Here is a 19,031-nt window from a genome sequence, read left to right on the forward strand (position 1 = left end):
CGGCGCATTAACTGTCATTGCTGGAGAATTTGATGAACCGTTTCATCATTGCTGACGCGAGTAAATGTATTGGTTGCCGTACCTGTGAAGTGGCGTGCGTGGTTTCTCATCAGGAAAATCAGGACTGTGCATCGCTGACCCCGGAAACATTTTTACCGCGTATCCATGTCATTAAAGGTGTGAACATTTCCACGGCGACAGTTTGCCGTCAGTGTGAAGATGCACCGTGCGCTAACGTCTGCCCGAATGGTGCTATCAGCTGTGATAAAGGGTTTGTTCATGTGATGCAGGAACGTTGCATTGGTTGCAAAACCTGCGTGGTGGCTTGCCCGTATGGCGCGATGGAAGTGGTGGTACGTCCTGTGATTCGCAACAGCGGCGCGGGTCTGAATGTACGGGCTGACAAAGCCGAAGCCAATAAATGCGACCTGTGCAACCATCGTGAAGACGGCCCGGCGTGTATGGCGGCTTGCCCGACCCATGCGCTGATTTGTGTCGATCGTAATAAACTTGAACAACTGAGCGCAGAAAAACGCCGCCGTACGGCGCTGATGTTCTAAAAATCTTACAGAACTGTTCTGGCATCAAAGGAATTCCCGGAAATATTCGTAGAATACGGAGCGGGCGGTATCGCCGACCTGAGACTGCCGGATACGACGCTGTCGTGTCCGGCAGGGCGGGTTACGCAATTCATGATGGCGGGAATAACTCAATGGCAAAAAACACATTTTGCGGTGTCCAACTGCGTATTCGTGGCAAAGTGCAGGGCGTCGGTTTTCGTCCGTTTGTCTGGCAGCTGGCACAGCAATTAAATCTTCACGGCGATGTATGTAATGACGGCGATGGCGTAGAAGTCCGGCTGCTGGAAGATCCGGAAACGTTTCTTGTTCAATTGCATCAGCACTGTCCGCCACTGGCGCGTATTGATAGCGTCGAGCGTGAGCCGTTTATCTGGTCACAACTGCCCACCGAGTTCACCATCCGCCAGAGCACCGGCGGCACCATGAATACGCAAATTGTCCCGGATGCCGCCACTTGCCCTGCTTGCCTTGCCGAAATGAATACCCCAGGCGAGCGGCGTTATCGTTATCCGTTTATCAACTGTACCCACTGCGGCCCGCGTTTCACCATTATTCGCGCGATGCCTTACGACCGCCCGTTTACCGTGATGGCGGCGTTTCCGCTATGTCCGGCCTGTGACAAAGAGTACCGCGACCCGCTCGATCGTCGCTTCCACGCCCAGCCGGTGGCCTGCCCGGAGTGTGGCCCGCATCTTGAATGGGTAAGTCATGGTGAACATGCAGAACAAGAGGCGGCATTACAGGCAGCTATCGCACAGTTAAAAATGGGCAACATTGTCGCCATCAAAGGGATTGGCGGATTTCATCTTGCCTGCGATGCACGTAACAGTAACGCGGTGGCGACACTGCGGGAGCGCAAACATCGCCCGGCGAAACCGCTGGCAGTCATGTTGCCAGTGGCAGAAAGTTTACCAGACGCTGCGCGCCAGTTGCTTACCACGCCCGCTGCGCCGATTGTGCTGGTGGATAAAAAATACGTACCTGAGCTTTGTGATGATATCGCCCCTGGCCTTAACGAAGTCGGGGTGATGTTGCCTGCGAACCCGCTCCAGCATTTGCTGTTACAGGAACTGCAATGCCCGCTGGTGATGACCTCCGGCAACCTGAGCGGTAAACCACCAGCTATCAGCAACGAACAGGCGCTGGCGGATTTGCAGGGCATTGCCGACGGATTCTTGCTACATAACCGCGACATCGTGCAGCGGATGGATGATTCAGTGGTGCGCGAAAGCGGCGAAATGCTGCGCCGTTCGCGGGGGTATGTGCCGGATGCGCTGGTTTTGCCTCCGGGCTTTAAAAATGTTCCGCCTGTGCTGTGTCTTGGCGCGGATCTGAAAAATACCTTCTGCCTGGTGCGCGGTGAACAAGTGGTGTTGAGTCAGCATCTGGGCGATTTAAGTGACGATGGCATCCAGATGCAGTGGCGCGAAGCGTTACGCCTGATGCAAAACATCTACGATTTCACTCCGCAATACATTGTGCATGATGTGCATCCGGGCTATGTCTCCAGCCAGTGGGCGAGCGAAATGAATCTGCCGACGCAAACGGTACTGCATCATCATGCCCATGCAGCGGCGTGTCTGGCAGAGCATCAGTGGCCGCTGGATGGCGGTGATGTCATTGCTTTGACGCTCGACGGTATCGGTATGGGGGAGAATGGCGCTTTGTGGGGCGGCGAGTGCCTGCGGGTGAACTATCGCGAATGTGAGCACCTGGGCGGCTTGCCTGCAGTGGCGCTTCCGGGTGGCGATTTGGCGGCGAAGCAGCCGTGGCGAAACCTGCTGGCGCAGTGCCTGCGCTTTGTGCCGGAGTGGCAGAATTACCCTGAAACGGCAAGTGTGCAACAGCAAAACTGGAGCGTACTGGCGCGGGCCATTGAGCGTGGAATTAACGCGCCGCTGGCATCATCGTGTGGGCGGTTGTTCGATGCAGTGGCGGCGGCACTGGGCTGTGCGCCAGCCACGTTAAGTTATGAAGGTGAAGCGGCTTGTGCTCTGGAGGCGCTCGCAGCCTCATGCGACGGAGTGACGCATCCGGTGACGATGCCGCGGGTGGACAATCAACTGGATCTCGCCACTTTCTGGCAGCAGTGGCTGAACTGGCAGGCACCGGTTAATCAACGCGCGTGGGCGTTTCATGATGCGCTGGCGCAGGGTTTTGCCGCGTTGATGCGTGAGCAGGCCACGATGCGTGGTATCACTACGCTGGTATTTAGCGGCGGGGTTATTCATAACCGTTTGCTGCGTGCACGTCTGGCGCATTATCTCGCTGATTTCACATTGCTCTTTCCACAGAGTTTACCGGCGGGTGATGGCGGTTTGTCTCTGGGGCAGGGGGTTATTGCTGCGGCGCGTTGGTTAGCGGGTGAAGTCCAGAACGGATAAAGCGTGTTGCATTTGGACACCCTTGCCGGATGCGGCGTAAATGCCTTATCCGGCCTACACATGCGTCCCCGTAGGTCGGATAAGACGCGCCAGCGTCGCATCCGACATTTTAGGCACAGTAGCCCACCTACACCGGCAACGTTTTCAACAATACAAATGCCTCTTTCATCCGATCCTCACTGACCACAAAGGCGCGAAGCTGGTCAGCATCGTCAACGCCGCGCGCCACCATTCCCTGGCGTTCGGTATTAATCTGCCAGCGTAAATCCTGACGCTGGGTTTCGCCTGCCAGATGCAGCGGTAATTCCGGCGTTTTGATTTTCACCAGCATCGCCGGTAGTTTCAGCGGCGTGTTATTGCCGAGAAGATTTTTTGCCAGCACCATCCCGCTAAGTTGAATCGGCTGCAGGAACGGCAATACCTGACCGTTAATTTCCGCGCAATCGCCCAGCGCGTAAATATCGGCATTACTGGTTTGCAGATAACTATCGACGCAAACGCCGCGATTAATCGTCAGCCCGGCGCGTCGTGCCAGGGCTGTTTCCGGGCGCAGTCCGGTGGCAGCAATTACCGCATCCACTTCGATACTACGCTGGTGGTCCAGCGTTGCCAGAATGCCAGAATCCGTTTTTTCCAGCCCCTGCAACTGAGATTTCAACAGCAGATGAACGCCCATCTCCGTCAACCGATGCTGCAAGCGGCTGCTTACTTCTGGTGGCATTAATGACGCCAGAATACTGGCAGCGTTGTCGATTAGCGTGACCGCTTTGCCTGCACGACAAAAATCCATCGCCAGTTCGCTACCAATCAAACCACCGCCGACAATCAACACGCGTCGGGCATCCCGCAGTTGCGTTTCACAGGCGCGATACTCTTGCTGACTATTTAACGTCAGCATTAACTCACGCCCAGGCACAGGCGGGACAAAGGCGCTGGCACCGGTTGCCAGCACTAACTTGTCGTATTGCCACTGATTATTCTGGCTTTTCACCACATGGGCTTCGGCATCGATATCCGTCACCCAGGTGTGCGGAAACAGGCGCAGATTAAACTGCCCGGCAAATTCACCCGCCGTCTGGCGGGTAAGGTCGTCGGCACGTTGCCCCTGACTGATAACATGGCTGAGGTCGGGTTTGTTGTACTCATCTATGCTGTCGGCGGCAATCAGGGTTAATGGAATAGTGGCGTCCTGTTTGCGAATATTTTTCACCAGTTGGCGGGCGGCGAAGCCCGAACCGATGATCACAATGCCGTTGCTCATTTTGCCTCCGATGCCAGTTCGTCAAAGACGTCTTTGCCGAGGGAGCATTCCGGGCAGAGGAAGTTATCCGGGACTTCACTCCACGGCGTTCCTGGCGCAACGTCCTGCATTGGCTCGCCTTTTGCCGGATCGTAAATCCACTGGCAGACGCTGCACTGCATTCGTGGGCCGAGGTCAGCCGTCGTCGTGGCAGAGGTTTCTTCTTTAACTACCGTATTCACCGTGCTCTGCGGCAGCGGCGCGAGCGCCCACTGACGGGCGATTTCGCGACCGTGTTCACGGCATAACTCCAGAGCGTCCTGGTCTGGTCGCCATTTGGCTTTCAGGCTGAGCGACATTTCGAAACCCGCATCCTGCAGGCGCGTGGAAAGGCGATCCACCGCACCGCCGCTCCAGCCGTGAGATCCGAAAGCACTGGCGCGTTTGTTACGGAAGCGTAATCCGGTCATCTCCTCCACCAGCCCGGCGATTTTCGGCATCATCACGTTATTCATCGTCGAAGTGCCGACCAGCACGCCTTTTGAGCGGAAGACATTGGTCAGGATTTCGTTTTTATCGCTTCGGGCGACGTTGAAAATTTTCACCGCCACGCGTGGGTCGGTTTCCGCAATTCCCTGGGCGATAGCGTCAGCCATCATGCGGGTGTTATTCGACATGGTGTCGTAGAAAATGGTGATTCTGTCTTCCTGATAATCAGCGGCCCACTTCAGGTACAGCTCGACAATTTGCGTCGGGTTATCGCGCCAGACCACGCCGTGGGAGGTCGCTATCATATCGACTGGTAAGTTAAAGCCCAGGATCTCGGTAATTTTCGGCGTTACCAGGCGGCTGAACGGCGTCAGGATATTGGCGTAGTAACGCTGGCACTGCTCGAAAAGCTCCGTCTGATCCACTTCATCGTTGAACAGATGCTCGTCGCAGTAGTGCTGACCGAAAGCATCGTTACTGAACAGCACCGCGTCGCCTGTCAGGTAAGTCATCATGCTGTCCGGCCAGTGCAGCATTGGTGTTTCGACAAAAATGAGCTGTTTGCCGTTGCCGATATCCAGCGTGTCGCCAGTTTTCACCACATTAAAATTCCACTCCGGATGATGGTGATGACCATTTATCGAGTCGATAGCGTTGGCAGTACAGTAGATCGGCGTATCGGGAATTTGCGCCATCAGTTCGGTCAGCGCCCCGGCGTGGTCCTCTTCTGCATGGTTAATCACGATGTAATCGATATCCGCCAGATCGATTTCATTACGCAGGTTCTGCACAAATTCGCGGCTGAATTTATGGTCGACGGTGTCGATCAGCACGTTTTTTTCTTCGCGGATGAGGTAGCTGTTGTAGCTGCTGCCGCGCAGCGTTTTATATTCCGTGCCGTGAAAATCACGCACTTCCCAGTCACGTTGACCCACCCAATGAATGTTATTTTTCACCACAATAGACATAGCAACCTCAATTTATTCAGCGTGTTCTAAAAAGATGTCTTGCTAATTGCAGATTGCGTGCCAGTTTCTTATCTGATTGTTTTTACTCTATAAATAAAATTATGCTCATTAATGAGTAGTCAAAATGACTATCAATCAAATGGTCGATATGACAATATCTATAGTCAAATTGACAGTGAGGCAAAGATGAGTTTTTCCGTTGATGTGCTGGCGAATATCGCCATCGAATTGCAGCGTGGGATTGGTCATCAGGATCGTTTTCAGCGCCTGATCACCACGCTACGTCAGGTGCTGGAGTGCGATGCGTCTGCGTTGCTACGTTACGATTCGCGGCAGTTTATTCCGCTTGCCATCGACGGTCTGGCAAAGGATGTACTCGGTAGACGCTTTGCGCTGGAAGGGCATCCACGGCTGGAAGCGATTGCCCGCGCCGGGGATGTGGTGCGCTTTCCCGCAGACAGCGAATTGCCCGATCCCTATGACGGTTTGATTCCTGGGCAGGAGAGTCTGAAGGTTCACGCCTGCGTTGGTCTGCCATTGTTTGTCGGACAAAACCTGATCGGCGCACTGACGCTCGACGGGATGCAGCCCGATCAGTTCGATGTTTTCAGCGACGAAGAGTTACGGCTGATTGCCGCGCTGGCGGCGGGAGCGTTAAGCAATGCGTTGCTGATTGAACAACTGGAAAGCCAGAATATGCTGCCAGGCGATGCCACGCCGTTTGAAGCGGTGAAACAGACGCAGATGATTGGCTTGTCCCCTGGCATGACGCAACTGAAAAAAGAGATTGAGATTGTGGCGGCGTCCGATCTCAACGTTCTGATCAGCGGTGAGACGGGAACCGGTAAGGAGCTGGTGGCGAAAGCGATTCATGAAGCCTCGCCACGGGCGGTGAATCCGCTGGTCTATCTCAACTGTGCCGCACTGCCGGAAAGTGTGGCGGAAAGTGAGTTGTTCGGGCATGTGAAAGGAGCGTTTACTGGCGCTATCAGTAACCGCAGCGGGAAGTTTGAAATGGCGGATAACGGTACTCTGTTTCTCGATGAGATCGGCGAGTTGTCGTTGGCATTGCAGGCCAAGCTGCTGAGGGTGTTGCAGTATGGCGATATTCAGCGCGTTGGCAATGACCGTAGTTTGCGGGTCGATGTGCGCGTGCTGGCGGCGACTAACCGCGACTTACGCGAAGAGGTGCTGGCAGGGCGATTCCGCGCCGATTTGTTTCATCGCCTGAGCGTGTTTCCACTTTCGGTGCCGCCGCTGCGTGAGCGGGGCGATGATGTCATTCTGCTGGCGGGGTATTTCTGCGAGCAGTGTCGTTTGCGGCAGGGGCTCTCCCGCGTGGTATTAAGTGCCGGGGCGCGAAATTTACTGCAACACTACAGTTTTCCGGGAAACGTGCGCGAACTGGAACATGCTATTCATCGGGCGGTAGTGCTGGCGAGAGCCACCCGCAACGGCGATGAAGTGATTCTTGAGGCGCAACATTTTGCTTTTCCTGAGGTGACGTTGCCGCCGCCAGAAGCGGCGGCGGTGCCCGTTGTTAAGCAAAACCTGCGTGAAGCGACAGAAGCGTTCCAGCGTGAAACTATTCGCCAGGCACTGGCACAAAATCATCACAACTGGGCAGCCTGTGCGCGAATGCTGGAAACTGACGTCGCCAACCTGCATCGGCTGGCGAAACGTCTGGGATTGAAGGATTAAATAATCCCGGCCTGATAGAAATCCTGCAGGTTAATTGCGCCGGTGAGTTTGCCGTTTTCATCTACCACTGGTGCGGCAGTGATTTTGCGTTTCATCAGAACTTCTTTGGCGTCGATGGCGCGACTTTGTGCCTGTAATGTGGTGCCGCCTGTCGTCATCGCTTCATTAACTGGCGTGGTGAGTGCGCCGCCGCCTACCAGCCAGCGACGTAAATCGCCGTCGGTAAAGACGCCTTGTACCTGTTGTTGAGCGTCACATACCGCCACCAGCCCCAGACCGGTGCTGCTGAGTTCCAGCATCGCATCCATCACGCTGGCGGTTAACGCTACCTGTGGGATAGCGTCATCACGACGCATCAGATGATGCACTTTATTCAGCAAGCGAGCGCCCAGTGCCCCAGCTGGGTGGGAGCGGGCAAAATCTTCTTCATTAAAACCGCGCGCCTGCATGACCGCCATCGCCAGCGCGTCACCCATCATCAGGGTATTGACGGTGCTGGAGGTCGGCGCAAGGTGCATCGGGCAGGCTTCGCGTTCTACGGAGATATCCAGCACCGCTTTCGCCGCCAGGCCCAGCGGTGACGTCGGTTTGCCGGTCATCGCCAGCAGCGCGATAGATTTATCTTCCAGACGCGGAATAATCAGATCCAGTTCCTTCGCGCCACCGGAGTAAGAGATAAACAGCATCACATCGCGGCTTTCAATCATCCCCAGATCGCCGTGCAGTGCTTCTGCCGGATGGACAAAAAAAGCCGGTGTGCCGGTACTGGCAAGTGTTGCGGCGATTTTCTTACCAATGTGGCCCGATTTGCCAATTCCCGAAACCACCACTTTGCCTTCGCAGTGCAGGATGATATTGGCGGCGCGAACAAAATCATCGCCCAGACGTTCCGGTAAACGGCTTGCTTCCTGCAACTCCAGCATTAACGTCTGACGTCCCGCGTTCAGTAGTGCTTCACTCATTGCTCTCTCCGGTTATGATCACATCGATCCCTTTCTCTTCCAGCGCCTGACGAAACGCCGGATCGATACCTGCGTCGGTAATTAGCTTATCGACGCTTTCAAGACTGCAAACTACGTTGGGGCTTTTACGGCCAAACTTTGATGAGTCCGCCATCAAAATCACTTCGCGCGCGGCATTGCACATTGCCTTACTGACGGTATAAACCTCGTTGAACGTGGTTACGCCCGCATTGAGATCGATGCCGTCGGTGCCCATAAACAATTTATCGAAGGTGAAATGCTCGAAGGCATTCTCTGCCAGTTGCCCGTGAAATGAGGCCGATTTTTTGCGAAATGTTCCGCCTGGCATCAGGATAGTTTGTTCGTTATCCAGTTCGGATAGCGCATTGACGATATGCAGGCTGTTGGTCATCACCGTGATGTTATTAAAGCGCGAGAGCAGGGGAACCATCTGCAAAACGGTACTGCCAGCATCAAGAATGATCGAATCGCCATCATGGATAAAACTAACGGCAGCTTCTGCAATCAGCTCTTTCTTGTGGGTGTTGATGAGCGTTTTATGATCGATAGGCGGATCGGATTCCTCTTTATTCAACACCACTCCGCCATAAGTACGAATGACGGTTCCGGCATGTTCCAGAATGACCAGATCTTTGCGAATGGTTGTGCCTGTGGTGTCAAAGTATTGCGCCAATTCTTCAACCGAGCATTTACCCTGCTTTTGCAGATACTCCAGAATGGCGGCCTGACGCTGACGAGGTTTCATGGGCGTGATTACCTGATTTAGGTTTCAAAATGATAACTTCGCAAGCAAGTAACATTCACAACGAAATTATCCACGTTTCAGTTTAAGCGCCAATGATAGAGCATTCTGTGATAGTGGATCATGGGGAAAGATCACATCGGGCTGTAAATCACCCGCATGCATGCCGGTAATTGCGGGAATTTTTTGCGGTCGGGCGAAGACAGTCAGTCCTTTCATAAACAAGGTGTCGACGATGCACTGCTGATCGTCCAGCGCGATGGCGACCACGACCCGCGGTTTAAAGTGCCCGCTGGAACGGCCCACGCCAACCCGCCCTTGCTGGCATAGTGTGTCGAAGGCACGGTTAAAACGAGAAATTTGCCAGCCGCCTAAGGCCAGTTGCGCACACCAGGCGATAACGGCGACGGTGATGAGTGCGGATACCATAACTTTTCCTTAATGTAGTGGCGGAAGTCCTGTATGCCTGATGAGCGTAGCGCATCAGGCATTCTATAGTCTCACGGAGATCCTTAACGGATCTCCGCTGTTGATCAGAACATCACCTGACCGCCGGTGACATTGATCGACTGTCCGGTGCAGTACGACGCCTTAGGACTGGCGTAGAACAGCAGCATATTCAGCACATCTTGATAATCGCAGCCGCGTTTGAGCGGTACTTTGTCGATGTAATACTGCTCGACTTGATCCGGTTTGATACCCAGCTTGGTCGCGTATTGTGGCAACAGTGACTGGAACATCGGCGATTTCAGCAGGTTACCGAGCATCAGTGAATGCACCGTAATGCCGTACTCCGCCAGATCCAGCGCCAGTGATTGAGTCAGCCCGACGCCACCAAATTTCGCTGCGCTGTAGCCAGAGTTGTGTTTGCTGCCCACTTTGCCGGATTTCGAGTTGATCTGAATAATGCGACCCTGAATCCCGTCGCGGATCATCAAACGCGAAAATTCACGGGCACACAGGAAATAACCCACCAGATTCACTTGTAGCGAACGGTCAAAATCGCCGAGCTGGAAGTCGCTGATAAAGGCTGCTTTTGCTATTCCGGCGCTATAGACCAGCAAATCCACGCGACCAAAGATTTCATCTACCCCACGAGAGAGCGCCAGAACGCTTTGCTCGCTAGTGGCGTCAGCACCAAAACCGTACGCCATACCTTCACCATATTCGGCGTTAATTTCTTGTGCCACATTTGCGGCTTTGTCGCTCTGAATATCGACAACCGCGACGCGATACCCCTCGGCAGCCAGACCGTGGCACAGGAACGCGCCTAAGGTTTGCCCACCACCGATGACAACGGCAACCTGATTCATTTTTTACTCCTTAACAGATTCAAACTTCAAAACCGATCCCGGCGCGATATCGTCGGGTACAGGGCCTGCCACATGGACAGTGCCCGGAAATTCCGCTTCGTTTAAACCATCGAAGCGCAGGGTGACATGACCCAGTTCGCGAAGGTTGTCTTCCGCCACGCTGCCAACAGCGGTCACCGGATAGCGATGCTGCCCGAGTGAAAATTGCAAACCGGGATGGAGTGCACCTTTCAACTCGCCGTGGCAATGAATGAAGCAATACTCTTCGAGGTCCGCTGGCGCGCCTTCACGAAAGGTGATGAGCATCTGGTCGCTGAGGGCGTCAGTGGCACTCGCGCCGATACGGGTGATGGTGGTCTGATAAATAACGGTCATGTTTCAGCCTCTATTGATAGATAAAACCGGAGACAAACCAGGCGATCAGTACAGTCGGCGCGCCGGTTAAAAAGCGGCTCACCAGTACAGAAGGGACACCGACGCGAACCGTGTCCTGACGGGCTTCCGCCAGCGACAAACCGACCGGGATGAAGTCGCAGGCCGCCTGCGCGTTGATGGCAAACAGTGCCGGTAAAGCCAGATGCGGCGGAATATTGCCGAGACCAATCTGCACGCCAATCAATACGCCGATAACCTGTGCGATAACTGCGCCTGGGCCGAGGAAAGGTGAAAGCAGTGGGAAGGAGCAGATGAGCGCCAGCATGACCAGACCCAGTGGATGGCTCGCCAGCGGAGCAAGACCGTGGGCAATCCAGTCACCAAGGCCAGAAGCCATAATGATGCCAATGAGCGCCGAGACGAATGCCATAAACGGCAGAATGGTTTTTAATACAGTGTCGATGGTGTCACGACCAGACTGAAACAACACGGCAACGGCGGACCCCATGCCCATTCCCACCTTCGCCAGTAAACCATCGCTTTGTTCGGTGATTTTCTTACTGGTGTCATAGTCACGGCCCACGGAAGAGGGTTGTGGTGTCGCATCACCCACTACAGTGATGTTTTCTTCTTTTACGCCAGAGACATAAATATCTTCCACAATGTACTGCGCCAGCGGACCGGACTTGCCCGTCGAGTGGATATTAATGGTGGGAATACGTCGTTTCGGATAGATGCCGCAGCGTAATGTGCCGCCACAGTCGATTACCGCGACACCAATTTCCGCCTCCGCGGGTTCACCTTCTTTAAATCCGTCAATAGCCTGCCAGCCAGTAAGTTGTGCCAGTTTGTCAACAATCGCAGGCCGGGTACCGGCGGTGATATAGACGATTTTTTTGCCCGGCGTAGCTTCCAGCTCAAGCGGGCCGCCCCAGCCACCCGTTCCTTTTTCGATCCGAATACGCGTCATGATGTTGCTCCTGCCAGGTGAACTTTTTGTTCAAGTTGAATGCCCATCTTTTTCTCAAAAATGGCGGTGGTCAGATCGGTCACCCAGCCGCGGAAGAAATTGGTGACCAGACCAACCAGCAGATAACTCACCGCCAGTGGGCCAAGTGGCAGGTTCAGCGTTGTCAGACCGCTGGCAATGCCAAGATAAACAAACAGTTCGCCAGGGTTGATATGGGGGAAGAGGCCATTCATTGAGTGGCAGCTATAAGAGGCCGCCGCGTAGTAGCTGGGTTTGTACTTTTCCGGCATAAAGCGACCTAGGCTTAAGGTCATCGGATTGCAAAAGACAAACGTGCCAATGCACGGTAACAGTAGGTAACGGGAAACAGGGTTACCGGCGCAACGTTGAGCAAAACGTTCAATACGATGCTGACCGATAAAATTAATCAGTGCGTTCATGATAACCAGCAGGCTAATCAACAGCGGAAGAATGCCGGTCACCATTCCGGTAAACACCTCTCCGCCCTTTTGGAACAGCCCGATAAACCACTCTGCACCATGAGTAATGGTTTCTATCATTGTTCTCTCCTTCAGGATTTATTGTTTTATTACCAAACGGCAACCTAATCTAATCAGGTTGAAAGGTTTAAAAGTGTTATTTTGATCGCAAAATGAAAGATAAATATTTTAATTTGAAAGTTTGAGTAAAAGTATAGCGAGGGGAATGAGTTGAGTTATGTAAAGTCCGTATCGGGCAGTGACTACCGCTTCCTTGTGCGGGGCGTGATGCTTTACCATACTTGCCCCTGGTTGAATCTGTTAAATGGACCCCTCATGTTCAAGCGTCGTTATGTAACATTGCTTCCCCTTTTTGTGTTGCTTGCCGCCTGTAGCAGCAAGCCAAAACCTACTGAGACTGAAACGACCACCGGAACGCCGTCTGGCGGCTTCCTGCTTGAGCCGCAGCACAATGTGATGCAGATGGGCGGCGATTTCGCTAATAACCCGAATGCCCAGCAGTTCATCGACAAAATGGTGAACAAACACGGTTTCGATCGTCAGCAGTTGCAGGAAATTCTCTCCCAGGCGAAGCGTCTGGATTCGGTACTGCGGCTGATGGATAACCAGGCACCAACCACATCGGTGAAACCGCCATCAGGTCCGAACGGCGCATGGCTGCGTTATCGCAAAAAATTTATTACGCCGGACAACGTGCAGAACGGTGTGGTTTTCTGGAATCAGTATGAAGATGCGTTGAATCGCGCGTGGCAGGTGTATGGCGTACCGCCGGAAATTATCGTCGGGATTATCGGCGTTGAAACCCGCTGGGGGCGCGTGATGGGGAAAACTCGCATCCTCGATGCGCTGGCAACGCTGTCATTTAACTACCCACGCCGCGCGGAGTATTTCTCTGGCGAGCTGGAAACCTTCCTGCTGATGGCGCGCGACGAGCAGGACGATCCGCTCAATCTGAAAGGTTCCTTTGCCGGGGCGATGGGCTACGGACAGTTTATGCCGTCGTCTTACAAACAATATGCGGTAGATTTCAGCGGCGACGGGCATATCAACCTGTGGGATCCGGTTGATGCGATCGGTAGCGTGGCGAACTATTTCAAAGCGCACGGCTGGGTGAAAGGCGATCAGGTCGCGATAATGGCAAACGGTCAGGCTCCAGGCTTGCCAAATGGTTTCAAAACTAAGTACAGCATTTCGCAGCTTGCCGCCGCAGGTTTAACGCCACAGCAGCCGCTGGGCAACCATCAACAAGCCAGCCTGCTGCGTCTGGATGTTGGCACCGGCTACCAGTACTGGTACGGTCTGCCGAACTTCTACACCATCACCCGTTACAACCACAGCACCCATTACGCAATGGCGGTCTGGCAGTTAGGACAAGCCGTGGCGCTGGCGCGAGTACAGTAGCTATTTACAAGAGGGGGGCGTGAGCTTCCCTCTGGCTAATCAGCTTTTTTCTGAATCCTCCTCGTAAAATTGCAACGCCAACACCATCTTCCTGACGAAAGTGCTATCTTGTCCGGCATAAATTTTTGACTGACAGAGGTTGTGATGACTGACAGTGAACTGATGCAGTTAAGCGAACAGGTTGGGCAGGCGCTGAAAGCCCGTGGCGCAACCGTAACAACTGCCGAGTCTTGTACCGGTGGTTGGGTAGCGAAAGTGATTACCGATATTGCCGGTAGCTCCGCCTGGTTTGAACGCGGATTTGTCACCTACAGTAACGAAGCCAAAGCGCAGATGATCGGCGTACGCGAAGAGACGCTGGCGCAGCATGGCGCGGTGAGTGAACCCGTCGTGGTGGAAATGGCGATAGGTGCACTGAAAGCGGCTCGTGCTGATTATGCCGTGTCTATTAGTGGTATCGCCGGGCCGGATGGCGGCAGTGAAGAGAAGCCTGTCGGCACCGTCTGGTTTGCTTTTGCCACTGCCCGCGGTGAAGGCATTACCCGGCGGGAATGCTTCAGCGGCGACCGTGATGCGGTGCGTCGTCAGGCTACTGCGTATGTATTGCAGACCTTGTGGCAACAATTTCTACAAAACACTTGATACTGTATGAGCATACAGTATAATTGTTTCAACAGAACATATTGACTATCCGGTATTACCCGGCATGACAGGAGTAAAAATGGCTATCGACGAAAACAAACAGAAAGCGTTGGCGGCAGCACTGGGCCAGATTGAGAAACAATTTGGTAAAGGCTCCATCATGCGCCTGGGTGAAGACCGTTCCATGGATGTGGAAACCATCTCTACCGGTTCGCTTTCACTGGATATCGCGCTTGGGGCAGGTGGTCTGCCGATGGGCCGTATCGTCGAAATCTACGGACCGGAATCTTCCGGTAAAACCACGCTGACGCTGCAGGTGATCGCCGCAGCGCAGCGTGAAGGTAAAACCTGTGCGTTTATCGATGCTGAACACGCGCTGGACCCAATCTACGCACGTAAACTGGGCGTCGATATCGATAACCTGCTGTGCTCCCAGCCGGATACCGGCGAGCAGGCACTGGAAATCTGTGACGCCCTGGCGCGTTCTGGCGCAGTAGACGTTATCGTCGTTGACTCCGTGGCGGCACTGACGCCGAAAGCGGAAATCGAAGGCGAAATCGGCGACTCTCACATGGGCCTTGCGGCACGTATGATGAGCCAGGCGATGCGTAAGCTGGCGGGTAACCTGAAGCAGTCCAACACGCTGCTGATCTTCATCAACCAGATCCGTATGAAAATTGGTGTGATGTTCGGTAACCCGGAAACCACTACCGGTGGTAACGCGCTGAAATTCTACGCCTCTGTTCGTCTCGACATCCGTCGTATCGGCGCGGTGAAAGAGGGCGAAAACGTGGTGGGTAGCGAAACCCGCGTGAAAGTGGTGAAGAACAAAATCGCTGCACCGTTTAAACAGGCTGAATTTCAGATCCTCTACGGCGAAGGTATCAACTTCTACGGCGAACTGGTTGACCTGGGCGTAAAAGAGAAGCTGATCGAGAAAGCAGGCGCGTGGTACAGCTACAAAGGTGAGAAGATCGGTCAGGGTAAAGCGAATGCAACTGCCTGGCTGAAAGATAACCCGGAAACCGCGAAAGAGATCGAGAAGAAAGTACGTGAGTTGCTGCTGAGCAACCCGAACTCAACGCCGGATTTCTCTGTAGATGACAGCGAAGGCGTAGCAGAAACTAACGAAGATTTTTAATCGTTCGTTATTGATGATAATAGATAATGTGTGCACGGACGGTCCCCTCGCCCCTTTGGGGAGAGGGTTAGGGTGAGGGGAACAGGCCAGCACTGGCGTGAAAAATTACTCTCACCTCGATCCTCTAACGAATTGGGCCTGCGGGAACATTCTGCATACTCATTGACTATTAAATCTGTTTATCAGCAAAACCTGGGTCGCATCTGCGGCCCTTTTGCTTTTTTAAGTTGTAAGGATATGCCATGACAGAATCAACATCCCGTCGCCCGGCATATGCTCGCCTGTTGGATCGTGCGGTACGCATTCTGGCGGTGCGCGATCACAGTGAGCAAGAACTGCGACGTAAACTCGCGGCACCGATTATGGGCAAAAATGGCCCAGAAGAGATTGATGCTACGGCAGAAGATTACGAGCGCGTTATTGCCTGGTGCCATGAACATGGCTATCTCGATGACAGCCGATTTGTTGCGCGCTTTATCGCCAGCCGTAGCCGCAAAGGTTATGGACCTGCACGTATTCGTCAGGAACTGAATCAGAAAGGTATTTCCCGCGAAGCGACAGAAAAAGCGATGCGTGAATGTGACATCGACTGGTGCGCACTGGCGCGCGATCAGGCGACGCGAAAATATGGTGAACCTTTGCCAACTGTCTTTTCAGAAAAAGTTAAGATCCAGCGTTTTCTGCTCTATCGTGGCTATCTGATGGAAGATATCCAGGATATTTGGCGAAATTTTGCCGACTGAACGCATACGGTATTTTACTTCCCAGTCAAGAAAACTTATCTTATTCCCACTTTTCAGTTACCAGCCCGGCGGTTAAGACACGCTGGAGCTGGTGGCGATATTTCGTTAGCTTGATTTCAGGATAATTATGAGCAAGAGCACCGCTGAGATCCGTCAGGCGTTTCTCGACTTTTTCCATAGTAAGGGACATCAGGTAGTTGCCAGCAGCTCCCTGGTACCCCATAACGACCCAACTTTGTTGTTTACCAACGCCGGGATGAACCAGTTCAAGGATGTGTTCCTTGGGCTCGACAAGCGTAATTATTCCCGCGCTACCACTTCCCAACGCTGCGTGCGTGCGGGTGGTAAACACAACGACCTGGAAAACGTCGGTTACACCGCGCGTCACCATACCTTCTTCGAAATGCTGGGCAACTTCAGCTTCGGCGACTATTTCAAACACGATGCCATTCAGTTTGCATGGGAACTGCTGACCAGCGAAAAATGGTTTGCCCTGCCGAAAGAGCGTCTGTGGGTTACCGTCTATGAAAGCGACGACGAAGCCTACGAAATCTGGGAAAAAGAAGTCGGGATCCCGCGCGAACGTATTATTCGCATCGGCGATAACAAAGGTGCGCCATACGCATCTGACAACTTCTGGCAGATGGGTGACACTGGTCCGTGCGGCCCGTGCACCGAAATCTTCTACGATCACGGCGACCACATTTGGGGTGGCCCTCCGGGAAGTCCGGAAGAAGACGGCGACCGCTACATTGAGATCTGGAACATCGTCTTCATGCAGTTCAACCGCCAGGCAGATGGCACGATGGAACCGCTGCCGAAGCCGTCTGTAGATACCGGTATGGGTCTGGAGCGTATTGCTGCGGTGCTGCAACACGTTAACTCTAACTATGACATCGACCTGTTCCGCACGTTGATCCAGGCGGTAGCGAAAGTCACTGGCGCGACCGATCTGAGCAATAAATCGCTGCGCGTAATCGCTGACCACATTCGTTCTTGTGCGTTCCTGATCGCGGATGGCGTAATGCCGTCCAATGAAAACCGTGGTTATGTACTGCGTCGTATCATTCGTCGCGCAGTGCGTCACGGCAATATGCTCGGCGCGAAAGAAACCTTCTTCTACAAACTGGTTGGTCCGCTGATCGACGTTATGGGCTCTGCGGGTGAAGACCTGAAACGCCAGCAGGCGCAGGTTGAGCAGGTGCTGAAGACTGAAGAAGAGCAGTTTGCCCGTACTCTGGAGCGCGGTCTGGCGTTGCTGGATGAAGAGCTGGCAAAACTTTCTGGTGATACGCTGGATGGTGAAACGGCTTTCCGTCTGTACGACACCTATGGCTTCCCGGTTGACCTGACGGCTGATGTTTGTCGTGAGCGCAACATCAAAGTTGACGAAGCTGGTTTTGAAGCAGCAATGGAAGAGCAGCGTCGTCGCGCGCGCGAAGCCAGCGGCTTTGGTGCCGATTACAACGCAATGATCCGTGTTGATAGTGCATCTGAATTTAAAGGCTATGACCATCTGGAACTGAACGGCAAAGTGACCGCGCTGTTTGTTGATGGTAAAGCGGTTGATGCCATCAATGCAGGCCAGGAAGCTGTGGTCGTGCTGGATCAAACGCCATTCTATGCGGAATCCGGCGGTCAGGTTGGTGATAAAGGCGAACTGAAAGGCGCTAACTTCTCCTTCGCGGTGGAAGATACGCAGAAATACGGCCAGGCGATTGGTCACATCGGTAAACTTGCTGCGGGTTCTCTGAAAGTGGGCGACGCTGTGCAGGCTGATATTGATGAGGCTCGTCGCGCCCGTATTCGTCTGAATCACTCCGCAACGCACCTGATGCACGCTGCGCTGCGCCAGGTTCTGGGGACTCATGTATCGCAGAAAGGTTCACTGGTTAACGACAAGGTGCTGCGCTTCGACTTCTCACACAACGAAGCGATGAAACCGGAAGAGATTCGTGCGGTCGAAGACCTGGTGAACGCACAGATTCGTCGCAATTTGCCGATCGAAACCAACATCATGAATCTCGAAGCGGCGAAAGCGAAAGGTGCGATGGCGCTGTTCGGCGAGAAGTATGATGAGCGTGTACGCGTGCTGAGCATGGGCGATTTCTCCACCGAGCTGTGTGGCGGTACTCACGCCAGCCGCACTGGTGATATTGGTCTGTTCCGCATCATCTCTGAATCGGGTACTGCTGCAGGCGTTCGTCGTATCGAAGCGGTAACCGGAGAAGGCGCTATCACCACCGTTCATGCAGACAGCGATCGCTTAAGCGAAGTCGCGCATCTGCTGAAAGGCGATAGCAATAATCTGGCGGATAAAGTGCGCTCAGTACTGGAACGTACGCGTCAGTTAGAAAAAGAACTACAACAGCTTAAAGAACAAGCTGCCGCACAGGAGAGCGCAAATCTTTCCAGTAAGGCAATTGATGTTAATGGTGTTAAGCTGTTGGTTAGCGAGCTTAGCGGTGTTGAGCCGAAAATGTTGCGTACCATGGTTGACGATTTAAAAAATCAGCTGGGGTCGACAATTATCGTGCTGGCAACGGTAGCCGAAGGTAAGGTTTCTCTGATTGCAGGCGTATCTAAGGACGTCACAGATCGTGTGAAAGCAGGGGAACTGATTGGTATGGTCGCTCAGCAGGTGGGCGGCAAGGGTGGTGGACGTCCTGACATGGCGCAAGCCGGTGGTACGGATGCTGCGGCCTTACCTGCAGCGTTAGCCAGTGTGAAAGGCTGGGTCAGCGCGAAATTGCAATAATATAAGCGTCAGGCAATGCCGTGGACTCGCTTCACGGCATTCGCATTAACGCTATCGACAACGATAAAGTCAGGTTGAAGTTGTGTATATCGGCTAAACT

Annotated in this window: 17 protein-coding genes; 8 read left to right on the forward strand and 9 right to left on the reverse strand. The window is 53.6% G+C overall.

All coding sequences use genetic code 11. The annotated features are described in order from the left end of the window. Positions 1 to 32 precede the first annotated feature (32 nt). Both hydN and hypF read left to right on the forward strand, forming a co-directional pair. Positions 33 to 560, forward strand: a complete 528-nt coding sequence (gene hydN, locus ACUU1I_RS05855; protein ID WP_001078769.1) for an electron transport protein HydN — start codon at positions 33 to 35, stop codon at positions 558 to 560. A 152-nt stretch (positions 561 to 712) separates the two neighbouring features. Next, entirely contained in the window at positions 713 to 2,965 is a 2,253-nt protein-coding gene (hypF, locus tag ACUU1I_RS05860) for a carbamoyltransferase HypF (protein ID WP_001107604.1), read from the forward strand. A 127-nt stretch (positions 2,966 to 3,092) separates the two neighbouring features. Here the strand turns inward: hypF and norW are convergent, their stop codons facing one another. Beyond that, positions 3,093 to 4,226, reverse strand: a complete 1,134-nt coding sequence (gene norW, locus ACUU1I_RS05865) for an NADH:flavorubredoxin reductase NorW (RefSeq protein WP_000064736.1) — start codon at positions 4,224 to 4,226, stop codon at positions 3,093 to 3,095. Beyond that, on the reverse strand, positions 4,223 to 5,662 hold the full coding sequence (norV, locus tag ACUU1I_RS05870) for an anaerobic nitric oxide reductase flavorubredoxin (RefSeq protein ID WP_000029622.1): 1,440 nt from the start codon (positions 5,660 to 5,662) through the stop codon (positions 4,223 to 4,225). Before norV ends, norW begins: the two co-directional genes overlap by 4 nt. Before the next feature lie 186 nt (positions 5,663 to 5,848). Here norV and norR point away from each other — a divergent pair, with 186 nt between their 5' ends. Next, entirely contained in the window at positions 5,849 to 7,363 is a 1,515-nt protein-coding gene (gene norR / locus ACUU1I_RS05875) for a nitric oxide reductase transcriptional regulator NorR (RefSeq protein ID WP_000010784.1), read from the forward strand. On the opposite strand, the gene gutQ is transcribed toward norR, so the two are convergent. The 7 genes from gutQ to srlA all read right to left on the reverse strand — a co-directional run bounded on the left by gutQ (position 7,360) and on the right by srlA (position 12,306). Then, complete coding sequence (gene gutQ, locus ACUU1I_RS05880; protein WP_001287425.1) at positions 7,360 to 8,325, reverse strand: arabinose-5-phosphate isomerase GutQ; 966 nt, start codon at positions 8,323 to 8,325, stop codon at positions 7,360 to 7,362. The two genes, norR and gutQ, sit on opposite strands and share 4 nt — an antisense overlap. Beyond that, positions 8,318 to 9,091, reverse strand: a complete 774-nt coding sequence (gene srlR / locus ACUU1I_RS05885; RefSeq protein WP_000804550.1) for a glucitol operon DNA-binding transcriptional repressor SrlR — start codon at positions 9,089 to 9,091, stop codon at positions 8,318 to 8,320. The genes gutQ and srlR overlap by 8 nt, the downstream gene beginning before the upstream one ends. 66 nt (positions 9,092 to 9,157) lie before the next feature. After that, entirely contained in the window at positions 9,158 to 9,517 is a 360-nt protein-coding gene (gene gutM / locus ACUU1I_RS05890) for a transcriptional regulator GutM (protein ID WP_000252902.1), read from the reverse strand. A 104-nt stretch (positions 9,518 to 9,621) separates the two neighbouring features. Continuing rightward, a complete protein-coding gene (gene srlD, locus ACUU1I_RS05895; RefSeq protein ID WP_001077342.1) occupies positions 9,622 to 10,401 on the reverse strand; it encodes a sorbitol-6-phosphate dehydrogenase in 780 nt (259 codons plus the stop codon). 3 nt (positions 10,402 to 10,404) lie between these two features. Continuing rightward, on the reverse strand, positions 10,405 to 10,776 hold the full coding sequence (gene srlB, locus ACUU1I_RS05900; protein ID WP_000216201.1) for a PTS glucitol/sorbitol transporter subunit IIA: 372 nt from the start codon (positions 10,774 to 10,776) through the stop codon (positions 10,405 to 10,407). Between the two features lie 10 nt (positions 10,777 to 10,786). Then, complete coding sequence (gene srlE / locus ACUU1I_RS05905) at positions 10,787 to 11,746, reverse strand: PTS glucitol/sorbitol transporter subunit IIB (RefSeq protein WP_000196934.1); 960 nt, start codon at positions 11,744 to 11,746, stop codon at positions 10,787 to 10,789. Continuing rightward, complete coding sequence (gene srlA, locus ACUU1I_RS05910) at positions 11,743 to 12,306, reverse strand: PTS glucitol/sorbitol transporter subunit IIC (RefSeq protein ID WP_000573321.1); 564 nt, start codon at positions 12,304 to 12,306, stop codon at positions 11,743 to 11,745. The genes srlE and srlA overlap by 4 nt, the downstream gene beginning before the upstream one ends. Before the next feature lie 255 nt (positions 12,307 to 12,561). Here srlA and mltB point away from each other — a divergent pair, with 255 nt between their 5' ends. The 5 genes from mltB (at position 12,562) to alaS (ending at position 18,931) form a co-directional block, all read left to right on the forward strand. Beyond that, on the forward strand, positions 12,562 to 13,647 hold the full coding sequence (gene mltB / locus ACUU1I_RS05915; protein WP_005051417.1) for a lytic murein transglycosylase B: 1,086 nt from the start codon (positions 12,562 to 12,564) through the stop codon (positions 13,645 to 13,647). A 144-nt stretch (positions 13,648 to 13,791) separates the two neighbouring features. Continuing rightward, entirely contained in the window at positions 13,792 to 14,289 is a 498-nt protein-coding gene (gene pncC, locus ACUU1I_RS05920; protein ID WP_000132232.1) for a nicotinamide-nucleotide amidase, read from the forward strand. A gap of 79 nt (positions 14,290 to 14,368) precedes the next feature. Continuing rightward, complete coding sequence (gene recA / locus ACUU1I_RS05925; RefSeq protein ID WP_000963143.1) at positions 14,369 to 15,430, forward strand: recombinase RecA; 1,062 nt, start codon at positions 14,369 to 14,371, stop codon at positions 15,428 to 15,430. A 242-nt stretch (positions 15,431 to 15,672) separates the two neighbouring features. Beyond that, positions 15,673 to 16,173 carry a recombination regulator RecX gene (gene recX / locus ACUU1I_RS05930; protein WP_000140506.1) on the forward strand — a complete coding sequence of 167 codons (501 nt, stop codon included), beginning with the start codon at positions 15,673 to 15,675 and terminating at the stop codon, positions 16,171 to 16,173. Between the two features lie 127 nt (positions 16,174 to 16,300). Beyond that, positions 16,301 to 18,931 carry an alanine--tRNA ligase gene (alaS, locus tag ACUU1I_RS05935; protein WP_000047164.1) on the forward strand — a complete coding sequence of 877 codons (2,631 nt, stop codon included), beginning with the start codon at positions 16,301 to 16,303 and terminating at the stop codon, positions 18,929 to 18,931. Positions 18,932 to 19,031: the final 100 nt, after the last annotated feature.

The organism is Shigella sp. SIG3, assembly GCF_053555855.1.

Coding starts and splice junctions, on each gene's coding strand:
- hydN (WP_001078769.1), top strand. CDS start 33: ATGAACCGTTTCATCATTGCTGACGCGAGTAAATGTATTGGTTGCCGT.
- hypF (WP_001107604.1), top strand. CDS start 713: ATGGCAAAAAACACATTTTGCGGTGTCCAACTGCGTATTCGTGGCAAA.
- norW (WP_000064736.1), bottom strand. CDS start 4,226: ATGAGCAACGGCATTGTGATCATCGGTTCGGGCTTCGCCGCCCGCCAA.
- norV (WP_000029622.1), bottom strand. CDS start 5,662: ATGTCTATTGTGGTGAAAAATAACATTCATTGGGTGGGTCAACGTGAC.
- norR (WP_000010784.1), top strand. CDS start 5,849: ATGAGTTTTTCCGTTGATGTGCTGGCGAATATCGCCATCGAATTGCAG.
- gutQ (WP_001287425.1), bottom strand. CDS start 8,325: ATGAGTGAAGCACTACTGAACGCGGGACGTCAGACGTTAATGCTGGAG.
- srlR (WP_000804550.1), bottom strand. CDS start 9,091: ATGAAACCTCGTCAGCGTCAGGCCGCCATTCTGGAGTATCTGCAAAAG.
- gutM (WP_000252902.1), bottom strand. CDS start 9,517: ATGGTATCCGCACTCATCACCGTCGCCGTTATCGCCTGGTGTGCGCAA.
- srlD (WP_001077342.1), bottom strand. CDS start 10,401: ATGAATCAGGTTGCCGTTGTCATCGGTGGTGGGCAAACCTTAGGCGCG.
- srlB (WP_000216201.1), bottom strand. CDS start 10,776: ATGACCGTTATTTATCAGACCACCATCACCCGTATCGGCGCGAGTGCC.
- srlE (WP_000196934.1), bottom strand. CDS start 11,746: ATGACGCGTATTCGGATCGAAAAAGGAACGGGTGGCTGGGGCGGCCCG.
- srlA (WP_000573321.1), bottom strand. CDS start 12,306: ATGATAGAAACCATTACTCATGGTGCAGAGTGGTTTATCGGGCTGTTC.
- mltB (WP_005051417.1), top strand. CDS start 12,562: ATGTTCAAGCGTCGTTATGTAACATTGCTTCCCCTTTTTGTGTTGCTT.
- pncC (WP_000132232.1), top strand. CDS start 13,792: ATGACTGACAGTGAACTGATGCAGTTAAGCGAACAGGTTGGGCAGGCG.
- recA (WP_000963143.1), top strand. CDS start 14,369: ATGGCTATCGACGAAAACAAACAGAAAGCGTTGGCGGCAGCACTGGGC.
- recX (WP_000140506.1), top strand. CDS start 15,673: ATGACAGAATCAACATCCCGTCGCCCGGCATATGCTCGCCTGTTGGAT.
- alaS (WP_000047164.1), top strand. CDS start 16,301: ATGAGCAAGAGCACCGCTGAGATCCGTCAGGCGTTTCTCGACTTTTTC.